Below are 17,894 nucleotides of genomic sequence, written 5' to 3'. Positions count from 1 at the left end.
GCGGCCTCAGAATACCGGCTGATAAGCGGCCTGCGGGTTGGCCTGGTCGATAGCCTTGATATAAATGGCGACGCGGCGGTCTTGTGCGTTCTTTTCCGCCGTGGCGTATTGCTCGCCGTAGCCTTGCACCACGAAGCGCTGCGAGTTGATGCCCTGTTGCGAGAGGTACTGGGCGACGGACTGGGCGCGGCGTTGCGAAAGCTGCATGTTGTGCTGCGGGGTGCCGCTGCCGTCGGTGAAGCCGTACACGTGGACGATGGTTTCCGGGTACTGTTGCAGGGTTTGCGCGATGCTGCCGAGCGGCTGGTAGAAGTTCGGCTTGATGACGGACTGGTCGGTGTCAAACAGCACTTCGCTCTGGATATTGAGCTGGATGGTGCTTTCATTGACGCGGTTGACCTGCACGCCGCTGTTGGCGACCTGCTGTTGCAGTTGCTGCTGCTGGCGGTCCATGTAGTTGCCGATGGCGGCACCGGCGAGGGCACCCGCAACGGCGCCGACATAGCGGCCGTTGTCGTCGTTAATCTGGTGGCCGAGGACGCCGCCCGCAAGCGCGCCGATAGCGGTACCCATCGCGGTGGACTGGTTGTTGGCGAGCAGGCCCGAACCCGATTCACAGCCGGCGATCATGAGCGCCGCAGCACCTGCCAGCAGACCGAAGTTGCTTTTTTTCATGGAATTGTCTCCTGTTGATTGTGCGGCAGGCATGATAGCGATTGCCCTTTGCGGCCTTCATTAAAGGTCATTCACGCGGCACGGCGGGCGGGACTATACTGCGGTGGGTTCCTTCCCCCGGAGTATCGCCATGCCGTCTGCTTTTTTTCTGTCTTTCCTCTTCGCGGTTCTCTCCGTTCCCGACGCGCGGATTGATCCCGCCGTGGTTGCGCAGGCGGCGCAGACCCGCGCGCCGGTCAGCGGGTCAAACGGCTACCAAGCACTTTATGCATTGCCGCACAACGACCAGGCGGTCAGGAAAACCGTTTGCCCGCGCGATACCGCCGACTGCCTCGCCTTTGCCCGCACCCATGAAGCGGTCTACCGGGCGGCACTGCCGATCTTGCAGGCATGGGATGCGCAAGTGGAAGGGTTGTTGCGGTATGACTATTTCCGTCCGCGCGAGGAACAATACGACGCTTCGGGCGTGTATCCGCCGTTCATGCCGCTGCTGGCGGCAAGATCCCTGCACGCCTTGCGTTTTATCAACGGCGACACGGCAGCGGCACAGCGCGGTGCCTGTCGCGATGCTGTTTTGGGGCGGCGGCTGGTGCACAGTCAGGGCTTGCTGCTTGGCAGCATGGCGGGCACGGCATTGCTGCAACGCAACATCGAACTGCTGGCACAGATGCGCGCCGAGCTGCCGCCGGATGCGCCGTGGCCTGCGCTTTGTGACGAACTGCAACCGCTGCTGCCGCAGGAACTCGCCCTTTGCCCGCTGATGTACGGCGAATGGCTGGGCTTCCGGCAGCCGATAGAGAAAGACTTCGCGGCCTCGCCGCCGGAAACCATCGACGACTACATCACGCTGATCTTCGCGCAGCAGATGCTGGCGCAAACGCTGCACGAAAAAATGAAAGCCTGTGCGCCGGAAGCATTGGCGGCAGTTGCGCGGGACGAAGTATGGCTGCCCGCACCGGACATCCTGCCGCAACACTGCTCGCCCGCCAACCCGTATTGCCGCCTGGTCGCCGTGGACGACGGCCTGTATCGCCTGTATCAGGCGCGCCTGCTCAACGTGAACCGCTACCTGCGCGCCCTTGCCATCCTGCGCGACCCGGCAATGCCGCTGCCCGCAGGCTACCGGTACGAAGGCGGCAAACTGCTGTTCTCGCGGCACCCGAATAGCGACAAAGAACAGGGAATGCAGGCGGTGGTGCTGCCACTGCCCGGTTCATCAACACCATGACCCGTCAAGCGAGGAGACCATCATGCTGACCCCCATTCTGGCAGCCGCCTTGTTCTTCATTCTCTATTGGCCCGGCGTGCAGCCCGATGCCGCGCTCATCGCGCAACTGCACGCGGCGCAGGGCGAAATGCACGGCACAAACGGCTATCAGGCGCTGTTTCTGCGCATGCCGTCGGGTGAGGCGGAAAAGGCGGGGCGTGACTACCTGTGTTCGCGCGAAGAAACCGACTGCCTCGCTTTCGTGCGCGCGCATCAGGCGGCATACCCGGCGATTGCGGCCGATATGCAGCGGCGGGAAGCGGCGCTGGACGCCCTGCTGCAATACGATTACTTCCGCCCGCGCCGCGAACAATATTATTTTGCGGCGGAAACGCCGCCGTTTCAGTTTCTGCTGCGGACGCGGAACCTGCACGCCTACCGCTTTGCCAGCGGCGAGGTTGAGGCGGCGCAGCGCGGCCTGTGCCGCGACCTCGTTCTTGGGCTGCGGCTGGTACACAGTCGCGGCACCCTGCTGGCCAGTGCCCTCGCCGCGCGCCTGATTGAGCGCGATGTCATCCTGCTGGCGCAGATGCGTGCCGAGCTGCCGCCGGAGGCACCGTGGCCTGCACTTTGTGACGCACTGCAACCGCTGCCGCCGCAGGAACTCGCCCTTTGTCCGCTGATGTACGGCGAATGGCTGAGTTTTCAGCACCTCATGGCGGAGGGGGACGCGGAAGTCAGCGCCACTGATGAAGTTTCTGCGGCGGTAAAAGCGCTGTATTTCATCGAAACACGGCAGGCGATGAGGCAAATCCTGTACGAAAAAGCGAAATACTGCGCGCCGGAAATCCTGGCTGCCATTGCGCGGGACGAGCTGCGCTTGCCGCAGCGCGACACCTGGCCGCGCTACTGCCTTCCCTTCGATAACCCCCTGTGCGGGATGGGCGGGCCGGATAACCACGGTTATCAGGCCGTCCTGCTCAACGTGAACCACTACCTGCGCGCCCTTGCCATCCTGCGCGACCCGGCAATGCCGCTGCCCGCAGGCTACCGCCTGGAAAACGGGCAACTGCACTTCCGGCGTCATCCCGAGCACAACGCAAAAGAAGAAGGGATGCAGGCGGTCACGCTGCCGCTGCCAGGTTCGCGCCGCCTGTCGGCGCCTTAACATGGCGGTATTTGACGCCCGGCTATAATTTTCCGCTCACCCACCGGAGGCCTCCATGACCGCACCCAGCCCCAAAATCCTGCTTGTTCACGGCCTGTTCATGCGGGCGATCATGATGATGCCGCTGGCGGCGCGTCTGCGGCGACAGGGCTGCACCTGCCTGGCGCTCACCTATCCGACCCGGCGGCAAACCCTGCATGACAGCGTCGCCGCGCACCTGCCGCTCATTCAGGACTTTGCCGCCGGCGCCCCGCTTTATGCCGTCGGCCACAGCCTCGGCGGTCTCTATTTGCGCCACCTGCTGGCGCAATGGCCGCAGGGGCTGGCGGGCGGACGCGTCGTTACCCTCGGCACCCCGCACCTCGGCAGCAAAGTCGGCGCCTACTTCCGCGCGCGCGGCTGGCGGCGCAACATTCTCGGCCACTGCTGGGAAGCGGGGCTGGACGGCAACGCCCCGCCGTGGGACGGTGCCATCCCGCTGCTCAGTATCGCGGGCACCAAAAGCATCGGCATCGGCAGCACCCTGCGCCTTTTTGCCGCCGACGAACCGAACGACGGCACCGTTGCGGTCGCCGAAACCGAGCTGCCCGCTGCCGCCGCCCGCCATCGCCTGCACACCTCGCACACGGCCCTGCAATTCGACGAGGCCGCCGCCAATCTCGCCATTGCCTGGTTTCGTGACGCATTGCCGCTGCCGTAGCCGCCGCAATTACGGAAAAATAAACATCCGGTTGCGCTAAATCACTTACAATTTATCTGTTTCATCGCGAAACATCCCTTCTTCACAAACCAAGGAAATTTCATGAAAGTATTGATGAAAAGCGCCCTCGCCGGATTACTGCTTGCAGGCATGACCATGACCGCATCCGCGCAGGCCGTCGGCGGCAAAACCTCGCAAAAACTCGGTGAAAAAATCGCCAACGAAATCATGCAGGAAATGATGACGGAAGCACAAAGCAGCGGCAAACAGCCTTCCGCCGAAGATTTCGGCAAAAAGCTGGTCGAAAAAATGCGCGCCAACCTCGATGAAATGAAAAAAGGCTCGACAGAAGACTGTGTCGAACTGTATGGCAACGACAAGAGCAGCAACTGCCAATGCGTGACCGACAAGACCGACTTTGAAAGCGTCTTTGCCCTCATGGAAAAACAAATGGCCAACCCGCAAGCCGAATCCAAAGAAGAACTCAAAGCACTGGAACAAAAAACCGAAGAAAATTACAAAGCCTGTGACCTGGATATCAGCGTGATGAAAAAGGCTTCCGAAGAAGCCATGAAAAAGATGGCACCGGCAAAAGGCTAAAAAACGGCCATGTCATAAAATCCATGCACATATGCGGGAAAATGTTTTCCGGCGGTCATGGAGCTCTGATACAAGCCCCGCCAAGACGGGGCTTTTTACTGCCACCAATCTCCAATCTTGCCATCAGAGCATCAAGATCCACCGCCCGGCCGATATAATGCGCCGCGCCCGCTCTGTTTCCCCGCAATAACCGTATCGCTGCCTTGCGCCATCCGCGAAACGGGAAACGTGGTATCAAAACGCCATTCATACAAGCGGCAACGCCGCAATTCCCTCTCACAACTTCGACCAAGACCATCATGAATATCCTGCAAAACTTCATTTTCCCCGACTATAACCCGCTGGCACCCGCAGACATGTATTTCCGGGGCACCGATGCCGGCGTATTCCTGCGCAACGAAGGCTGCCTGCAATGCAGAAAATACGGGCAATACACTTTCGATACCTACTTTAACGGTTTTATGCTCAATGCCTGGGTTGATCGGGCAAAGCTGGATTCCCTGAATGTCACCCTGCGCGGCAAAGGATTATTCCTCGTGCAATTCATGCTGGTGCGATACAGCGATTACGACAAAACGGGAAAGACCGCAAATCCTACGCACAGGGTCGTGCTGGAACAGCAGATATTGCTGACGGAAGCGGGTGTTTCCTTTGCGCTTGATGCCGCCCTCGCCTGGCCGGACGGTATGCTCTATCCCGCCATTACCGCTTTGGAAGAAGACGCGCTTTTTTATGGCGGCACCTACTGGACGGATACCGCGCCGCGCAATCCGGTCAAACTGGGCATGGTCATCACCCATTTCAACCGCAAGAACTACATCCTGCCCGCCATCGCGAGAATCAGCCGCCATATTCTCGGCAATCCGCAATGGGCGGAGAAAATCGCCCTGGTTGTCGTCGATAATTCGCAAAACATTACGGCGGAGGAAGCGGGATTGGCGCACGTCATCCCCAACCAGAATCTCGGCGGCAGCGGCGGCTTCACGCGCGGCCTGCTCTATTTGCAGGATGCAGGGGATTTTACCCATTGCCTGTTTATGGACGATGACGCTTCCTGCGAAATCGAATCCATCCTGCGCACCTACACATTGCTGCAATACGTGCAGGAAGAACGCTTCGCCGTCGCGGGCGCCTTATTACAGGAGGAATTCCCCTCCATCCTGCATGAAAAAGGCGCCGTCTATCGCCATACGCTCAATGACGGCCTGCATCGCGGTCTGGATATCAGCAGCAGGGAAAACATCCTCGCTTCGGAACACGGCGACAGGGCGGCCAATTTCGGCGCTTGGTGGTTCTTCGCCTTCAATATCCGCGATGTCGCAGTGTATCCCTATCCCTTCTTCGTGCGTGGCGACGACATCCTCTTCGGCATCAGCAACCGCTTCAACATCCTCACCCTCAGCGGCATCGCCTGCTGGGGCGATGATTTTGCCATCAAGGAAAACCCGCTTACCCGCTATCTCGGCCTGCGCAGCACCCTGGTCTGCGCGATGCTCACGGGCGATGTATCGCGGTGGCGGCTGTCGCTGACCTGCCTGAAATGGTTCGCCGCCAGCGCGCTCTCGCACAACTACGCCTCCGCCGAAGCACTGCTGCTCGCCCTGGACGATGTATGCCGGGGGCCGGACACCTTCTTGCAGGACATGACCGCCGCCGGGGTGCGCGCAAAAATGGCGCCCCTCACCGCGCAGGAGAAAATGACGTCGGTACGGCATGAAGACATCGGCGCGCAACGCGTGGGCATGCACGAAAGCCGCTGGCGCAAGCTGTGCCGCTTCCTCACCCTGAACGGCCTGCTCCTGCCCTCCTTCCTGCTCAAAGACGACATCGTCTGGCAGCGCAAAGGCTTCCGCGCCACTTTCCGCGAAATCTTCCGCTTCAAGCGGGTCTATTACGAATACGAGGCCGGGCACATCGGCTACATGGCGCATTACGACCGCAAGCGCTTCTTTGCCCTGCTCTTCCGCCTGCTGGGTCTGCTGCTGCGCCACGCATCGCACTACCGGCAACTGCGGCAGGCATACCGCTCGCGCTTCCCGGCGATGACTTCGCGCACCTTCTGGCAGACGGTGTACGCTGGCGACGACAAAACACAGGCGTAGTCCCGCCGGAGCCGCCTGCACGCAAGAGTATGTCGTCTCAACGAGAACTGATACGGTGTTGGCGCGCCTGACCGGGCACCCATAAAAATCGCTGCGCGATTTTTATGGGAAACCCGCGCCGTATTAAACATATTGTCTTCGGCTCGCCGCCTTGTCTCAGTCTTATTTGAAACGACTATACAATGGCGCTTTTTGAGGTGCCTCTTGTCCGCTTTCACCATCCGCCCGGCGCTTGCCGCCGATTTGCCCGCCATCGTCGCCATTTACAACAGCACGGTGGCGGGGCGTCAGTCCACCGCCGATTTGCAGCCGGTCACGGTTGCAGACAGGCAGCCCTGGTTTGCGGCGCACCGTGATAACCGCCCGCTGTTTGTCGCCGTCGATGACGGCGGCGCGGTCTGCGCCTGGGGCAGTTTCAGCGATTATTATCCGCGTGCGGCCTATCACATCAGCGCGGAAATCAGCATTTATGTTGCCCCGGAGCGGCGGGGCGCGGGGCTGGGCGGGCAGTTGCTCGATTTCATGCTGGCACGCGCGCCCGCCCTCGGCATCCGCCGCGTGCTGGCGGTGGTGTTTGCGCACAACGCCCCCAGTCTGGCACTGTTCCGCAAGCATGGTTTCGCCGATTGGGGGCTGCTGCCGCAAGTCTGCGATTTGCAGTCGTTTACCGCCGATATTGTGATTCTCGGCAAGTCTCTTGATTGATTCCGGATTTTTTATGACTTCAACGAAAACGAAAAACAGCCGCCTGTTTCTGGTGCTGCTGCTTGGTTCGCTCTCCGCCTTCGGCCCGTTCATCACCGACCTCTACCTGCCCGCGCTGCCGGGCATGGGTGCGTATTTCCACACCAACGCCTCGATGGTGCAACTGACCCTGACCACGTCGATGATCGGCCTCGGCATCGGCCAGCTTTTCATCGGCCCCATCAGTGACCGCTACGGACGCATCCGCCCGCTGCTGGTGTCGCTCGCGGTTTATATTGCAAGCACCCTGCTCATTGTGTTCGCGCAGGATATTGAAGGGATGATTGTGCTGCGCGCCATTCAGGGACTGTCCTCGGCGGGCAGCGTGGTGCTGTCGCGTGCGGTCGCCGCCGATTTGTATCAGGGCGAGGAACTCGGCCGTTTTTATGGTCTCTTGATGTCGGTGAACGGCATCGCGCCGATTGTCTCGCCGGTCGTCGGTGCGCTGCTGCTGCAATTCACCAACTGGCGCGGGATTTTCGTGGTGCTGGTGCTGATTGGCGTGGTGCTGATGGTGTTCAGCCTGCGTTTGGAAGAAACGCATCCGCCACACAAGCGCGTTTCCGGCTCGCCGCTCGCGATTTTTGCCGTGCTCGGCAAGATTCTCATGAACCGCACGTTTATGGGGTTTGCCGGTATTCAGGTGCTGCTGATGGGCGTACTGTTCGCCTATATCGCCTCATCATCGTTCATTTTTCAGGAGGCTTACGGCGTCAGCGATTTTGTGTACAGCATCTGCTTCGGCCTGAACGGTGCGGCGCTGGTTGGCGGGGCGGCGCTCGCGCGCAAGATGCGGGTGCAACGCGCGCTGCGCTTCGGCATCGCCGGTTTCACCGCCGCAGCGGTACTGGTCGGCCTGTTTCTGGTGGCGCATGCGCCGTTGTGGCTGCTGGAAACCGGCCTGTTTCTGCTGCTGTTCTGCATGGGCGGGGTCAATCCTGGCCTGTCCGCGCTGGCCATGTCTGCCGAGCGCCAATACGCAGGCAGCGCTTCCGCTTTCCTCGGCTTTTTCGGCTTCAGCCTCGGCGGTGCCATCTCGCCGCTGGTCGGCATCGGCAATATTTTTTATGCGACCGCTACCGCCATTGTCGTCTGCGCCCTGCTCGCCGCCGCGCTCTACCGGCAGATGCGCGACAAAACCTGAATCAGCGCAGTGCGTCGATAAACGTCTGAATCACCGCATCGGCCTCTTCCGCCGTGTAGTAGTGGCGCCGGTGCAGGTGAATGGCGGCGGGGCGGCGCTGCTGCACCCAGATGTCGGGGCGGACGGCAACGCTCAATTCCGGCGGGTGCGGCAGTTTGCGCGCAAGTTCGTTTTTTATCTCGCTGAGCAGGAAGCGCAGGCGGCTGCCGTCGCTGCCGTTCGCCACCCACAACTGCCAGCGCAAGCCTTCCACACTGCCAAGCAGCACCCGCTCGCGCCACATCGCGGGTAGGCAGGCGTTGAGCAGTTGGCGGTAGCGCATCGCCTGCCCGCTGCCCGCGTCGAGGTGCAGCTGACGCAGGATGGGTTTGAGGTGCCGCTCGGGCAGGGTGAAATGTTTTTTCATGACGGGCTTGATTGTGGTGCGGATGGACGCATATCGCGCGTATTGGGCGTCATCATATTACGGTATGATGCGCGCTGTCTTGCCGCCTGTCCGGGTGGCGCAACCCCATGATAAGGATGGAACAATGCTTAACAATATCGCTGCAAAAATTTTTGGCTCCCGTAATGAACGCCTGATTAAGCAGTACCGCAAAACCGTCAGCAAAATCAACGCTTTTGAACCGCAGATGCAGGCGCTGGATGATACGGGGCTGAAAGCGAAGACGCTCGAATTCCGCGAGCGCCTCGGCAAGGGCGAAACGCTGGATCAGATCCTGCCCGAAGCGTTTGCCGTGGTGCGCGAGGCGAGTCGGCGCGTACTGGGTTTGCGTCATTACGACGTGCAGTTGATCGGCGGTATCGTCCTGCATCAGGGCAAAATCGCGGAAATGCGTACCGGTGAAGGAAAAACGCTGGTGGCGACACTGGCGGTGTATCTGAACGCGCTTTCCGGCAAGGGCGTGCACGTTGTGACCGTCAACGACTACCTCGCCCGCCGTGACGGCGAGGAACTGGGCGAACTGTACGGTTTCCTCGGCCTCTCGACCGGCATCATCATCGCCGGCATGTCGCAGCAGGATAAACAGGCGGCGTACCGCAGCGACATCACCTACGGTACCAACAACGAATTCGGCTTCGACTACCTGCGCACCAATATGGCGCTTTCCCCCGAAGACCGCCTGCAACGCGAGCTCAATTTCGCCATCGTGGACGAAGTGGACTCCATCCTCATCGACGAAGCGCGCACCCCGCTCATCATCTCCGGCGCGGCCGACATGGATACCGACCTCTACCAGAAGCTCAACGCCATCGTCCCGGAACTTGTGCCGCAGAAAGAAAAAGACGGCCCCGGTGATTTCAGCATCGACGAGAAAACCAAGCAGGTCGGCCTCACCGAAAGCGGCCATGACCACCTTGAGGCCCTGCTGGTCGAACGCGGCATTATTGGCGCGGACGAAAGCCTCTACGATCCGAAAAACCTCGGCATCTTCCATCACCTGAACGCCTGCCTGCGCGCGCACCACCTCTATCACAAAGACGTGGACTACATCATCCGCGACGACGAAGTCGTCATCGTCGATGAATTCACCGGGCGCACCATGGAAGGCCGCCGCTGGTCGGACGGCCTGCACCAGGCGATCGAAATCAAGGAAGGCGTGCCGATTAAACAGGAAACGCAGACGCTCGCCTCCATCACCTACCAGAACTTCTTCCGCCTCTACACCAAGCTGGCGGGCATGACCGGCACCGCCGACACCGAAGCCTTTGAATTTCAGGATATTTACGGCCTGGAAACCGTCGTCATCCCGACCAACCGCCCGGTGCTGCGTCAGGATCACACCGACCTCATTTATCTCAACCAGAAGGGCAAATACGACGCTATCGCCGAAGACGTACGCGCCTGCCAGGAAAAAGGCCAGCCGGTACTGCTCGGCACCGCCTCCATCGAGACCTCCGAACTCGTCTCCGGTCTGCTCTCCAAACTCGGCATTGAGCACAATGTCCTGAACGCCAAACAGCACGCGCGCGAAGCGGAAATCATCGCCCAGGCGGGCCGCCCCGGGCAGGTCACCATCGCCACCAACATGGCCGGACGCGGTACCGACATCGTCCTCGGCGGCAGCCTGCGCGCCGAACTGAACGCGCTCGGCAAAGACGCCACGGAAGAAGAAAAACAGGCGGTACGCGACGACTGGCAGGCGCGCCACGACGCCGTTGTCGCCGCCGGCGGCCTGCACGTCATCGGTGCCGAACGGCACGAATCGCGCCGCATCGACAATCAGTTGCGCGGCCGTTCCGGCCGCCAGGGCGACCCCGGTTCCAGCCGCTTCTATGTCGCCCTCGACGACAACCTTGTGCGCATCTTCGCCGGCGAACGCATGGCATCGCTGATGTCCCGCCTCGGCATGGGCGAAAACGAAGCTATCGAATCGCGCATGGTCTCCAAACAAATCGAAGGCGCACAACGCAAAGTCGAAGCACACAATTTCGACTCGCGCAAAAACCTGCTCGAATACGACAATGTCGCCAACGAACAGCGCAAAGTCATCTACACCCAGCGCGCCGCCATCATGGATGCCGACAGCATCGCCGACATGATTGCCAACATGCGCGTCAGCGTCATCGACAGCCTCGCCGGCCGCTACATCAGCGACGAACAGGTGCGGCAGAATTGGGATCTGGACGGCCTCGAAACCGCGCTGCTGCAACAATTCGGCATCGGCAAGGATGTGGTGGACATCAAGGGCCACTGGCTCGAAGCCAAGCCGAACATGACCGCGCAGGAAATCAAGGACGGCATCGTCGAATTCCTCAGCGCCGTGCAGGCGGGCAAAGAGGCACAAGTCGGGGCGGACCTCATGCGCCGCGTCGAAAAATACGTCGCCCTGCAAACCATCGACACCCAGTGGAAACAGCACCTGCAAACCATGGACATGCTGCGCCAAGCCATCTGGCTGCGTTCGCGCGCACAGAAAGACCCGAAGCGCGAATACCAGCGCGAGTCCTTCGAGCTCTTCCGCGACCTGCTCGAAAGCATCCAGTTTGAAATCGTGCGCGTTCTTGCCCACATCCAGTTCCAGCAACAAAGCGCCGCCGACGAAGCCGACGCCATGCAGCAACAGGCGCGCGAACAGCACGACGCCGAACTCGCCCACGCCCGCTACCAGGGCGGCAGTGACGGCAGTGATGCCGCGCCCATCCCCAACCCGACGCCGGAACAACTGGCGCGCGTCGGCCGCAACGGCCTCTGCCCCTGCGGTTCGGGCAAGCGCGTCAAAGACTGCCACGGCAAACTCGCCTGATGAGCGCGCCTGTCGCCGTCGTCGCCGCCATCATCGAAAACCGCGCCGGCCAACTGCTCATCGCCGAACGCCCGCCCGGCAAGCACTGGGCGGGCTACTGGGAGTTCCCCGGCGGCAAAATCGAAGCAGGCGAAAGCCAGGAGGCGGCGCTTATCCGCGAACTGCGCGAAGAACTCGGCCTCGACCTCGCCGGCGTCCCGCTCACCCACTACTACCACGGCACACGCGGCACGGAAATCAGCATTGACTTCTACCATTGCCGCCCATCGCACGAGATGCAGCCACAAAGTCTCGAAGGGCAACGCTGGCGCTGGGTGACACGCGCCGAACTCGGCGGCTACCGCTTCCCTGAACCGAACACCGTCATCCTGCAACGCCTGATGGCAGGCCAAAATCCCTGACAAAAACCCCGCACCGGCGGGGTTTTTTATTGCGGCATGCCGTCGTGTGCGGGAGACCGTGTTGTTTTCCGGAATCGGGACAAGCGCGATGCCGGTGATGCCCGCAGGATGCGCCCTTGCTCAACGCTGATAGCGCCTGCTCTCGCGCGCCGCCAGCCAGAGGATGAATTTGTCCATGAGGAAGGTCGGCAGCAGGCGCTTGGCGACGACCATCAGCCGGGTAAGCACGGTGATGTAGTAGCGCGCTTTCGGGCGCGGCGATTCGATGGCGTGGATGAGTTTTTCGACCACCGCCTCCGGCGGCAGGGTGAAGGGCAGCGGTTTGTCGCTTTGCAGGCGGTTTTGCATGGCGAGGTAGCGTTCTTTGTGCGGGCTGTTGTCGATGTCGATCCATTGTTTGAATTGCTGGAAGGAGTTGCCGCGAAAGGCTGTTTTGATCGGGCCCGCTTCGAGCAGGCTGACGTAAATCCCCGTGCCGGCGAGTTCGAGGCGCAGCACGTCGCTCCAGCCTTCGAGCGCGTGTTTGGTGGTGCAGTAGGCACCGCGAAAGCGCATGGCGGCAAGCCCCATCACCGAGCCGGTGTTGACGATGCGGCCGTGCCCCTGCCTGCGCATGACGGGCAGCACGACCATGGTGAGTTCGTGCCAGCCGAGCAGGCCGGTATCGATCTGGTAGGCGAGCGCGACACGGCTCAGGTCTTCGAGGGCGGCGGGGATGGCGAAGGCACCGTTGTTGAAAAGGGCGTCGAGGGTGCCGCCGGTCTGTTTCAGCACCCAGTCTAGCGCCATGCGGATGCTGTCGGTTTCGTTCAAGTCGAGCTGCACCGCGTTCAGGCCCTCCTGTTTGAGTTTTTCGACGGCGGCGGCATCGCGGGCGCTGGCGAACACCTGCCAGCCGCGTTTGTGCAGCATGTGCGCGGCGGTGTAGCCGATGCCGCTGGAACAGCCGGTGATGAGGATGCTTTTGGGTTGGTTCTCTGCCATGGGGTTTTCCGGTGAGTGAATGGCGCTATGGTAAGGGAAAGCGCGCAGCGGTGCTATCGGCGGCCTGCCGGATATGTGCCCGGTCAGACGCGCCAACACGGTATCATTGCTAGTTGAAGCCGCCAGGGACTGTTGACATTCGACTTGCGCAGCGGATTTTGGCCGAAAAGCCGCCGCAATGTTAGGTGTCAACAGTCCCTGGACCAGCCCCGGGTGTGCTGTTCGACCAAATCGGCAAGCAGGGCGATGTGTGCGGGGTCGTCGTTTAGGGCGGGGATGTAGTCGTAGTGTTTGCCGCCGTGTTGCAGGAAGAGGTCGCGGTTGGTCATCGCCATCTCTTCCAGGGTTTCGAGGCAGTCGGCGGCGAAGCCGGGACAGATGACGCTGAGGCTGCCGCAGCCCGCCTCAGCCAGTGCGCGGATGGTTTCATCGGCATAGGGTTGCAGCCAGGGTTCGTTGCCGAAGCGGGACTGGTACACGATTTGCCAGCGTCCGGCGGGCAGTTGCAGGGCTTGGGCAACAGCGGCGGTAGTCGCTTCGCACTGCTGCTGATAGGGGTCGCCTTCGCGGGCGTAGCGTTCGGGCAGGCCGTGATAGGAGAAGAGCAGTTTTTCCGCCCGCCCATGGGCGAGGAAGTGGCGGCGGATGCTGGCGGCCAGCGCGTCGATGTAGGCGGGGTGGCGGTGCCAGTCGCGCACAAAACGCAGTTCGGGGATGCCGCGCCGGGCGGCGAGCGCCTGCGCGACGCCGTCGAAGACGCTGGCGGTGGTGGCATCGCTGTATTGCGGGTACATCGGGATGACGAGCAGCCTGTCGATACCGCGTGCGGCGATGGCGCGCAGGGTTTCGCCGATGGTCGGGCGCCCGTAGCGCATGGCGTATTCGACGCCGATATGGTCAAGCCCGCGCGCGGCAAGGGCCTGGCGCAGAGCGACGGTCTGCCGCGCGCTGATGGCGATCAGCGGTGCGCCGTCTTCCTGCCAGATTTGCCGATAGGCGTGGGCGCTGCGTTTGGGGCGGGTGTTGAGGACGATGCCGTGCAGGATGGGCAGCCATTGCCAGCGCGGCAGATCCACGACGCGCGGGTCGGAGAGGAATTCGCTGAGGTAGGGGCGCAGCGCTTTGCGTGTCGGCGCGTCGGGCGAGCCGAGGTTGATGAGGAGGACGGCGATGGGGGATGGGGTCATAAGGGGTCGGGGTGAGGAAAAGGGGCAAGCGGGGCAGGTGGTGGTTTCCGCCAGGCGGCGTGTGCCGGATTTTGCAGGGACGTGCCTGCGGCGTCTCCAAAACCAAAAGCTGCGTCGTTATCGTCGTTTCAACCAGAACCGATACGGTGTTGGCGAGCCTCGCCGTATTAAACATACTGTCTTCGGCTCGCCGCCTTGTCTCAGTCCTATCTGAAACGACTATGCTCCGCTTGGCGTTGTTCTTATCAAGAATACAAAAAGCAGGCGGCACCTGCCCGGTGGGCTAAATCCACCCTGCGCGCTCCCGGCATTTCACCGCTTGGCAGTCGTCTAAAAAAGAGGGCTGCGCGGTGGCAGCCCTGTGCTTGCGCTATTCGGTTCAGAGGGCGAGGTTTTTCAGGTATTCGCGGAAGTCTTCGCCCAGTTCGGGGTGGCGCAGGCCGAGTTCGACGTTGGCTTCGAGGTAGCCGAGTTTGTCGCCGCAGTCGTAGCGTTTGCCTTCGAAGCGGTAGGCGAGCACGGTGCGTTCTTTAATCAGCGCGCTGATGGCGTCGGTGAGCTGGATTTCGCCGCCTGCGCCTTTCGGCGTGTTTTGCAGGAGCTGCATGATGTAGCCCGGCAGGATGTAGCGACCAATAACGGCAAGGGTGGAAGGCGCTTCTGCCGCTTCCGGTTTTTCGACGATGGCGTCCACGGTGAAGATTTGTTCAGACAGCGCCGCGCCTTCGGTGATGATGCCGTAGCGTTTGGTGTCTTCGCGCGGCACGTCCATCACGCCCAGTACGCCCTGCTGGTGTTTTTCAAAGACTTCCACCATCTGCTTCATCACGGGTTTGCCTTCGTTGATGACGAGGTCATCGGCAAGCAGGATAGCGAAGGGGCGGTCACGCACGATGGGCTGGGCGCAGAGGACGGCGTGTCCAAGCCCGGCGGCCATTTCCTGACGGATGTAGGTGACGCTCATGTCGCGCGGCTTGATGCGGCGCACGAGTTGCAGGAATTCTTTTTTGCCGCGCTGTTCAAGTTCGTTTTCGAGTTCGTAGGCGATGTCGTAGTGTTCGGTGATCGCCCATTTGTTGCGGCCGGTAACGAAGATCATGTTACGGATGCCCGCTTCGTAAGCTTCTTCGACGGCGTACTGGATCAGCGGTTTATCCACGACGGGCAGCATTTCTTTCGGGGTAGCCTTGGTCGCAGGCAGGAAGCGGGTACCGAATCCGGCGACGGGGAAGACGGCAAGTCTGACGGGTTCACTCATGGTTTTATACCTCTTGTTACAGGGATGTGAGGACATCCAGCGCGGCGGCGAGGGTCGCGACCGGGTGGATGCTCAGGCCGCGCATTGTAGCAGAGGCGCGCGGGCGGTTAGCTTCGGGCAGGATGACCTGTTTGAAACCATGCTGCTGCGCCGCCTTGATGCGCGCTTCGCCGTTGGCGACGGGGCGCAGTTCGCCGGACAGCCCCACTTCACCCATCAGCACCAGTTCGCGCGGCAGGGCGCGTTCGCGCAGACTGGACCAGACCGCCGCCAGCACTGCCAGATCCGCTGCGGTCTCGCTGATTTTCAGACCGCCGACGACATTCACGTACACATCCATATCGTGCAGGGCAACGCCGCCGTGACGGTGCAATACCGCAAGCAGCATGGCGAGACGGCCACCGTCCAGCCCCAGGGTGACGCGGCGCGGATAGCCGCCCCCGCCGCCGTCCACCAGCGCCTGCACCTCGACGAGCAGCGCGCGCGTCCCTTCCCATACCGGCACCACCGCACTGCCCGGCTGCTGCCCGTCCGGTCGCGAGAGGAAAATCGCCGACGGATTGGCAACCGGCTTCAAGCCGCCTTCCAGCATGGCAAACATTCCCAGCTCGTTCACCGGCCCGAAGCGGTTTTTCACCGCGCGCAGCATACGGAAGCGGCTGCCTGCCTCGCTTTCGAAATACAGCACCGTGTCCACCATATGTTCCAGCACACGCGGCCCGGCGATTGAGCCCTCTTTTGTCACATGGCCAATCAGGAATACCGTCGTGCCGGTGCTCTTGGCGAAACGCACCAACTGCGCCGTGCATTCGCGCAACTGGCTCACCGCCCCCGGCGCGGCGGAGAGCGCCTCGCTGTACAGCGTCTGAATCGAATCGACCACCAGCACCTCCGGTTGCTCCGCCAGTGCCGTCGCCAAAATCTTCTCCACCTGCGTTTCGCTGAACAACAAAATCCGTTCGCGTGCGAGCCCCAGCCGCTCGGCGCGTAGCCCGATTTGCCGGGGCGATTCCTCGCCGCTCACATACAGACAGCGGCGCGTGGCAGCGATGTGATGCACCGTCTGCAACAACAACGTCGATTTACCAATGCCCGGATCGCCGCCAATCAGCACTACGCCGCCGCTGACCAGACCGCCGCCGAGAACACGGTCGAACTCGCTGATGCCGCTGGGCAGGAGCGCTTCCTCAACCAGTTCCACCGCGTCCAGCCGCTGCACCTTGCCGGCGACCACGCCCGCATAACCGCCGCCCTTGCTGCCGCGCGACGGCGCCGCTTGCACCGCTTCCTCATCCAGCGCATTCCAGGCACCACAATCGCGGCACTGCCCCTGCCACTTCGGATAGACCGCCCCGCACTCGCGACAGACAAACTGCGACTTCGCCTTAGCCATTTGTCACCACCGTGTGCACACGCGGCGACAACATCGCCGTCAACGTATAAGGAATCGTCCCCGCCTGCGCCGCGACTACCTCTACCGGATGCCCGTCGCCAAACACCAGCACCGGGCTGCCGACGGGAACCGCCTCGTGCCCCAGCCAGACCAGCGCCATATCCATCGCCACCCGCCCGACCAGCGGGAACGTCGCCGCACCGATGCGCACCTGTACTGCGCCGCTTGCAATCGCGCGCGGAAAACCATCGCCATAACCCAGCGCAATCGTCGCCAAATAACCATCCTCAGCGGCGACAAAACCGCAGCCATACCCCGCCCCCTCGCCGCGCGCAAGAAAATGCGTCGCCAGCACCGCCGAATGCAGACCAAGCACCGGACGCAGCCCCAAATCCGCCGCCGTGCGGCCGGTAAACGGCGACATCCCGTACAGCGCCAGCCCCGGCCGCACCCAGTCCGCGCGCGCCTGCGGCAGGGCAAACAGCGCCGCCGAATTGGCCGCCGTGCGCTGCCAGCCGGGCGGCAACGGCAGCGCGTCAAACGCGCGCCACTGCATCTCCGCATGCGACAAATCCGCCTCGTCGGCGCAGGCAAAATGCGTGGCAAGCCCGCGACACGGCAAACCCTGCAACGCCGCCACCGCCTGCGGCACATCCTTTGGTGCAAAACCCAGGCGGTGCATCCCGCTGTCCACCTTCAGCCAGCAGGCGGGTTTTGCCGCCGCGCGGCGATACCATTCGAGCTGCCGCCCGTCGTGCAGCCACGGCTCAAACCCCTCGGCGGCGCAGACATCGAGCTCATCGGCGGCAAACACCCCTTCCAGCAACACCACCGGCTGCGGCAGCCCCTGCGCGCGCAAGGTCAGCGCCTCCTCCATGCAGGCTACGGCAAACAGCACCGCCCCGCCCAGCGCGCCTGCCAGCGCCGCCACCCCGTGCCCGTAGGCATCGGCCTTCACCACCGTCATCACCCGCGCCGCCCCCGCCTGCGCCGCCAGCACACGCATATTGTGCCGCAACGCCGCCACATCCACTTCCTTCCACAAAGGACGCATCACACACCTCACAAACAAAAAGAGGCGCG

At 62.1% G+C, this 17,894-nt stretch carries 16 protein-coding genes; 9 read left to right on the top strand and 7 right to left on the bottom strand.

Annotated features, from left to right (window positions below; translation table 11 throughout):
* Window positions 1-6 precede the first annotated feature (6 nt).
* A complete protein-coding gene (locus Q0562_RS04915) occupies window positions 7-675 on the bottom strand; it encodes an OmpA family protein (protein WP_298641888.1) in 669 nt (222 codons plus the stop codon).
* Between the two features lie 130 nt (window positions 676-805).
* On the opposite strand from Q0562_RS04915, the gene Q0562_RS04910 reads away from it, so the two are divergent.
* The 7 genes from Q0562_RS04910 (at window position 806) to Q0562_RS04880 (ending at window position 8,340) form a co-directional block, all read left to right on the top strand.
* The gene (locus Q0562_RS04910; RefSeq protein WP_298641886.1) at window positions 806-1,903 is read left to right on the top strand and encodes a hypothetical protein; all 1,098 of its coding nucleotides are present in this window, start codon (window positions 806-808) and stop codon (window positions 1,901-1,903) included.
* 22 nt (window positions 1,904-1,925) lie between these two features.
* Window positions 1,926-3,050, top strand: a complete 1,125-nt coding sequence (locus tag Q0562_RS04905; RefSeq protein ID WP_298641884.1) for a hypothetical protein — start codon at window positions 1,926-1,928, stop codon at window positions 3,048-3,050.
* Between the two features lie 55 nt (window positions 3,051-3,105).
* Window positions 3,106-3,750 (top strand): alpha/beta fold hydrolase, encoded by a 645-nt coding sequence (locus tag Q0562_RS04900; RefSeq protein WP_298641882.1) that lies wholly within the window; start codon window positions 3,106-3,108, stop codon window positions 3,748-3,750.
* Between the two features lie 102 nt (window positions 3,751-3,852).
* Window positions 3,853-4,350: a hypothetical protein gene (locus tag Q0562_RS04895; RefSeq protein WP_298641880.1), complete on the top strand. Its 498-nt coding sequence runs from the start codon at window positions 3,853-3,855 to the stop codon at window positions 4,348-4,350.
* A gap of 299 nt (window positions 4,351-4,649) precedes the next feature.
* The gene (locus Q0562_RS04890) at window positions 4,650-6,452 is read left to right on the top strand and encodes a hypothetical protein (protein ID WP_298641878.1); all 1,803 of its coding nucleotides are present in this window, start codon (window positions 4,650-4,652) and stop codon (window positions 6,450-6,452) included.
* Between the two features lie 204 nt (window positions 6,453-6,656).
* Window positions 6,657-7,157 carry a GNAT family N-acetyltransferase gene (locus Q0562_RS04885; RefSeq protein ID WP_298641876.1) on the top strand — a complete coding sequence of 167 codons (501 nt, stop codon included), beginning with the start codon at window positions 6,657-6,659 and terminating at the stop codon, window positions 7,155-7,157.
* A gap of 13 nt (window positions 7,158-7,170) precedes the next feature.
* Entirely contained in the window at window positions 7,171-8,340 is a 1,170-nt protein-coding gene (locus Q0562_RS04880; RefSeq protein ID WP_298641874.1) for a multidrug effflux MFS transporter, read from the top strand.
* 1 nt (window position 8,341) lies between these two features.
* Here Q0562_RS04880 and Q0562_RS04875 read toward each other — a convergent pair whose 3' ends face one another.
* Window positions 8,342-8,746: a hypothetical protein gene (locus Q0562_RS04875; RefSeq protein ID WP_298641872.1), complete on the bottom strand. Its 405-nt coding sequence runs from the start codon at window positions 8,744-8,746 to the stop codon at window positions 8,342-8,344.
* A 124-nt stretch (window positions 8,747-8,870) separates the two neighbouring features.
* Here Q0562_RS04875 and secA point away from each other — a divergent pair, with 124 nt between their 5' ends.
* Entirely contained in the window at window positions 8,871-11,588 is a 2,718-nt protein-coding gene (secA, locus tag Q0562_RS04870) for a preprotein translocase subunit SecA (protein WP_298641870.1), read from the top strand.
* On the top strand, window positions 11,588-11,989 hold the full coding sequence (locus Q0562_RS04865) for a (deoxy)nucleoside triphosphate pyrophosphohydrolase (protein WP_298641868.1): 402 nt from the start codon (window positions 11,588-11,590) through the stop codon (window positions 11,987-11,989). The genes secA and Q0562_RS04865 overlap by 1 nt, the downstream gene beginning before the upstream one ends.
* Before the next feature lie 120 nt (window positions 11,990-12,109).
* Here Q0562_RS04865 and Q0562_RS04860 read toward each other — a convergent pair whose 3' ends face one another.
* From Q0562_RS04860 to alr, 5 genes are all read right to left on the bottom strand, one after another.
* Window positions 12,110-12,973 carry an SDR family NAD(P)-dependent oxidoreductase gene (locus Q0562_RS04860; protein WP_298641866.1) on the bottom strand — a complete coding sequence of 288 codons (864 nt, stop codon included), beginning with the start codon at window positions 12,971-12,973 and terminating at the stop codon, window positions 12,110-12,112.
* A gap of 188 nt (window positions 12,974-13,161) precedes the next feature.
* Window positions 13,162-14,160 carry a ferrochelatase gene (hemH, locus tag Q0562_RS04855; protein ID WP_298641864.1) on the bottom strand — a complete coding sequence of 333 codons (999 nt, stop codon included), beginning with the start codon at window positions 14,158-14,160 and terminating at the stop codon, window positions 13,162-13,164.
* Between the two features lie 379 nt (window positions 14,161-14,539).
* Window positions 14,540-15,418 carry a UTP--glucose-1-phosphate uridylyltransferase GalU gene (gene galU, locus Q0562_RS04850; protein WP_298641862.1) on the bottom strand — a complete coding sequence of 293 codons (879 nt, stop codon included), beginning with the start codon at window positions 15,416-15,418 and terminating at the stop codon, window positions 14,540-14,542.
* 16 nt (window positions 15,419-15,434) lie between these two features.
* Window positions 15,435-16,811 carry a DNA repair protein RadA gene (gene radA / locus Q0562_RS04845; RefSeq protein ID WP_298641860.1) on the bottom strand — a complete coding sequence of 459 codons (1,377 nt, stop codon included), beginning with the start codon at window positions 16,809-16,811 and terminating at the stop codon, window positions 15,435-15,437.
* On the bottom strand, window positions 16,804-17,865 hold the full coding sequence (gene alr / locus Q0562_RS04840) for an alanine racemase (RefSeq protein WP_298641993.1): 1,062 nt from the start codon (window positions 17,863-17,865) through the stop codon (window positions 16,804-16,806). The genes radA and alr overlap by 8 nt, the downstream gene beginning before the upstream one ends.
* Between the last annotated feature and the right edge of the window lie 29 nt (window positions 17,866-17,894).

The sequence above is a fragment of the uncultured Cardiobacterium sp. genome (genome assembly GCF_938028825.1).
GTDB lineage: Bacteria > Pseudomonadota > Gammaproteobacteria > Cardiobacteriales > Cardiobacteriaceae > Cardiobacterium.
The sequence above is the reverse complement of the archived record's forward strand: the minus strand, read 5'-3'. Positions and strand labels throughout refer to the sequence as shown.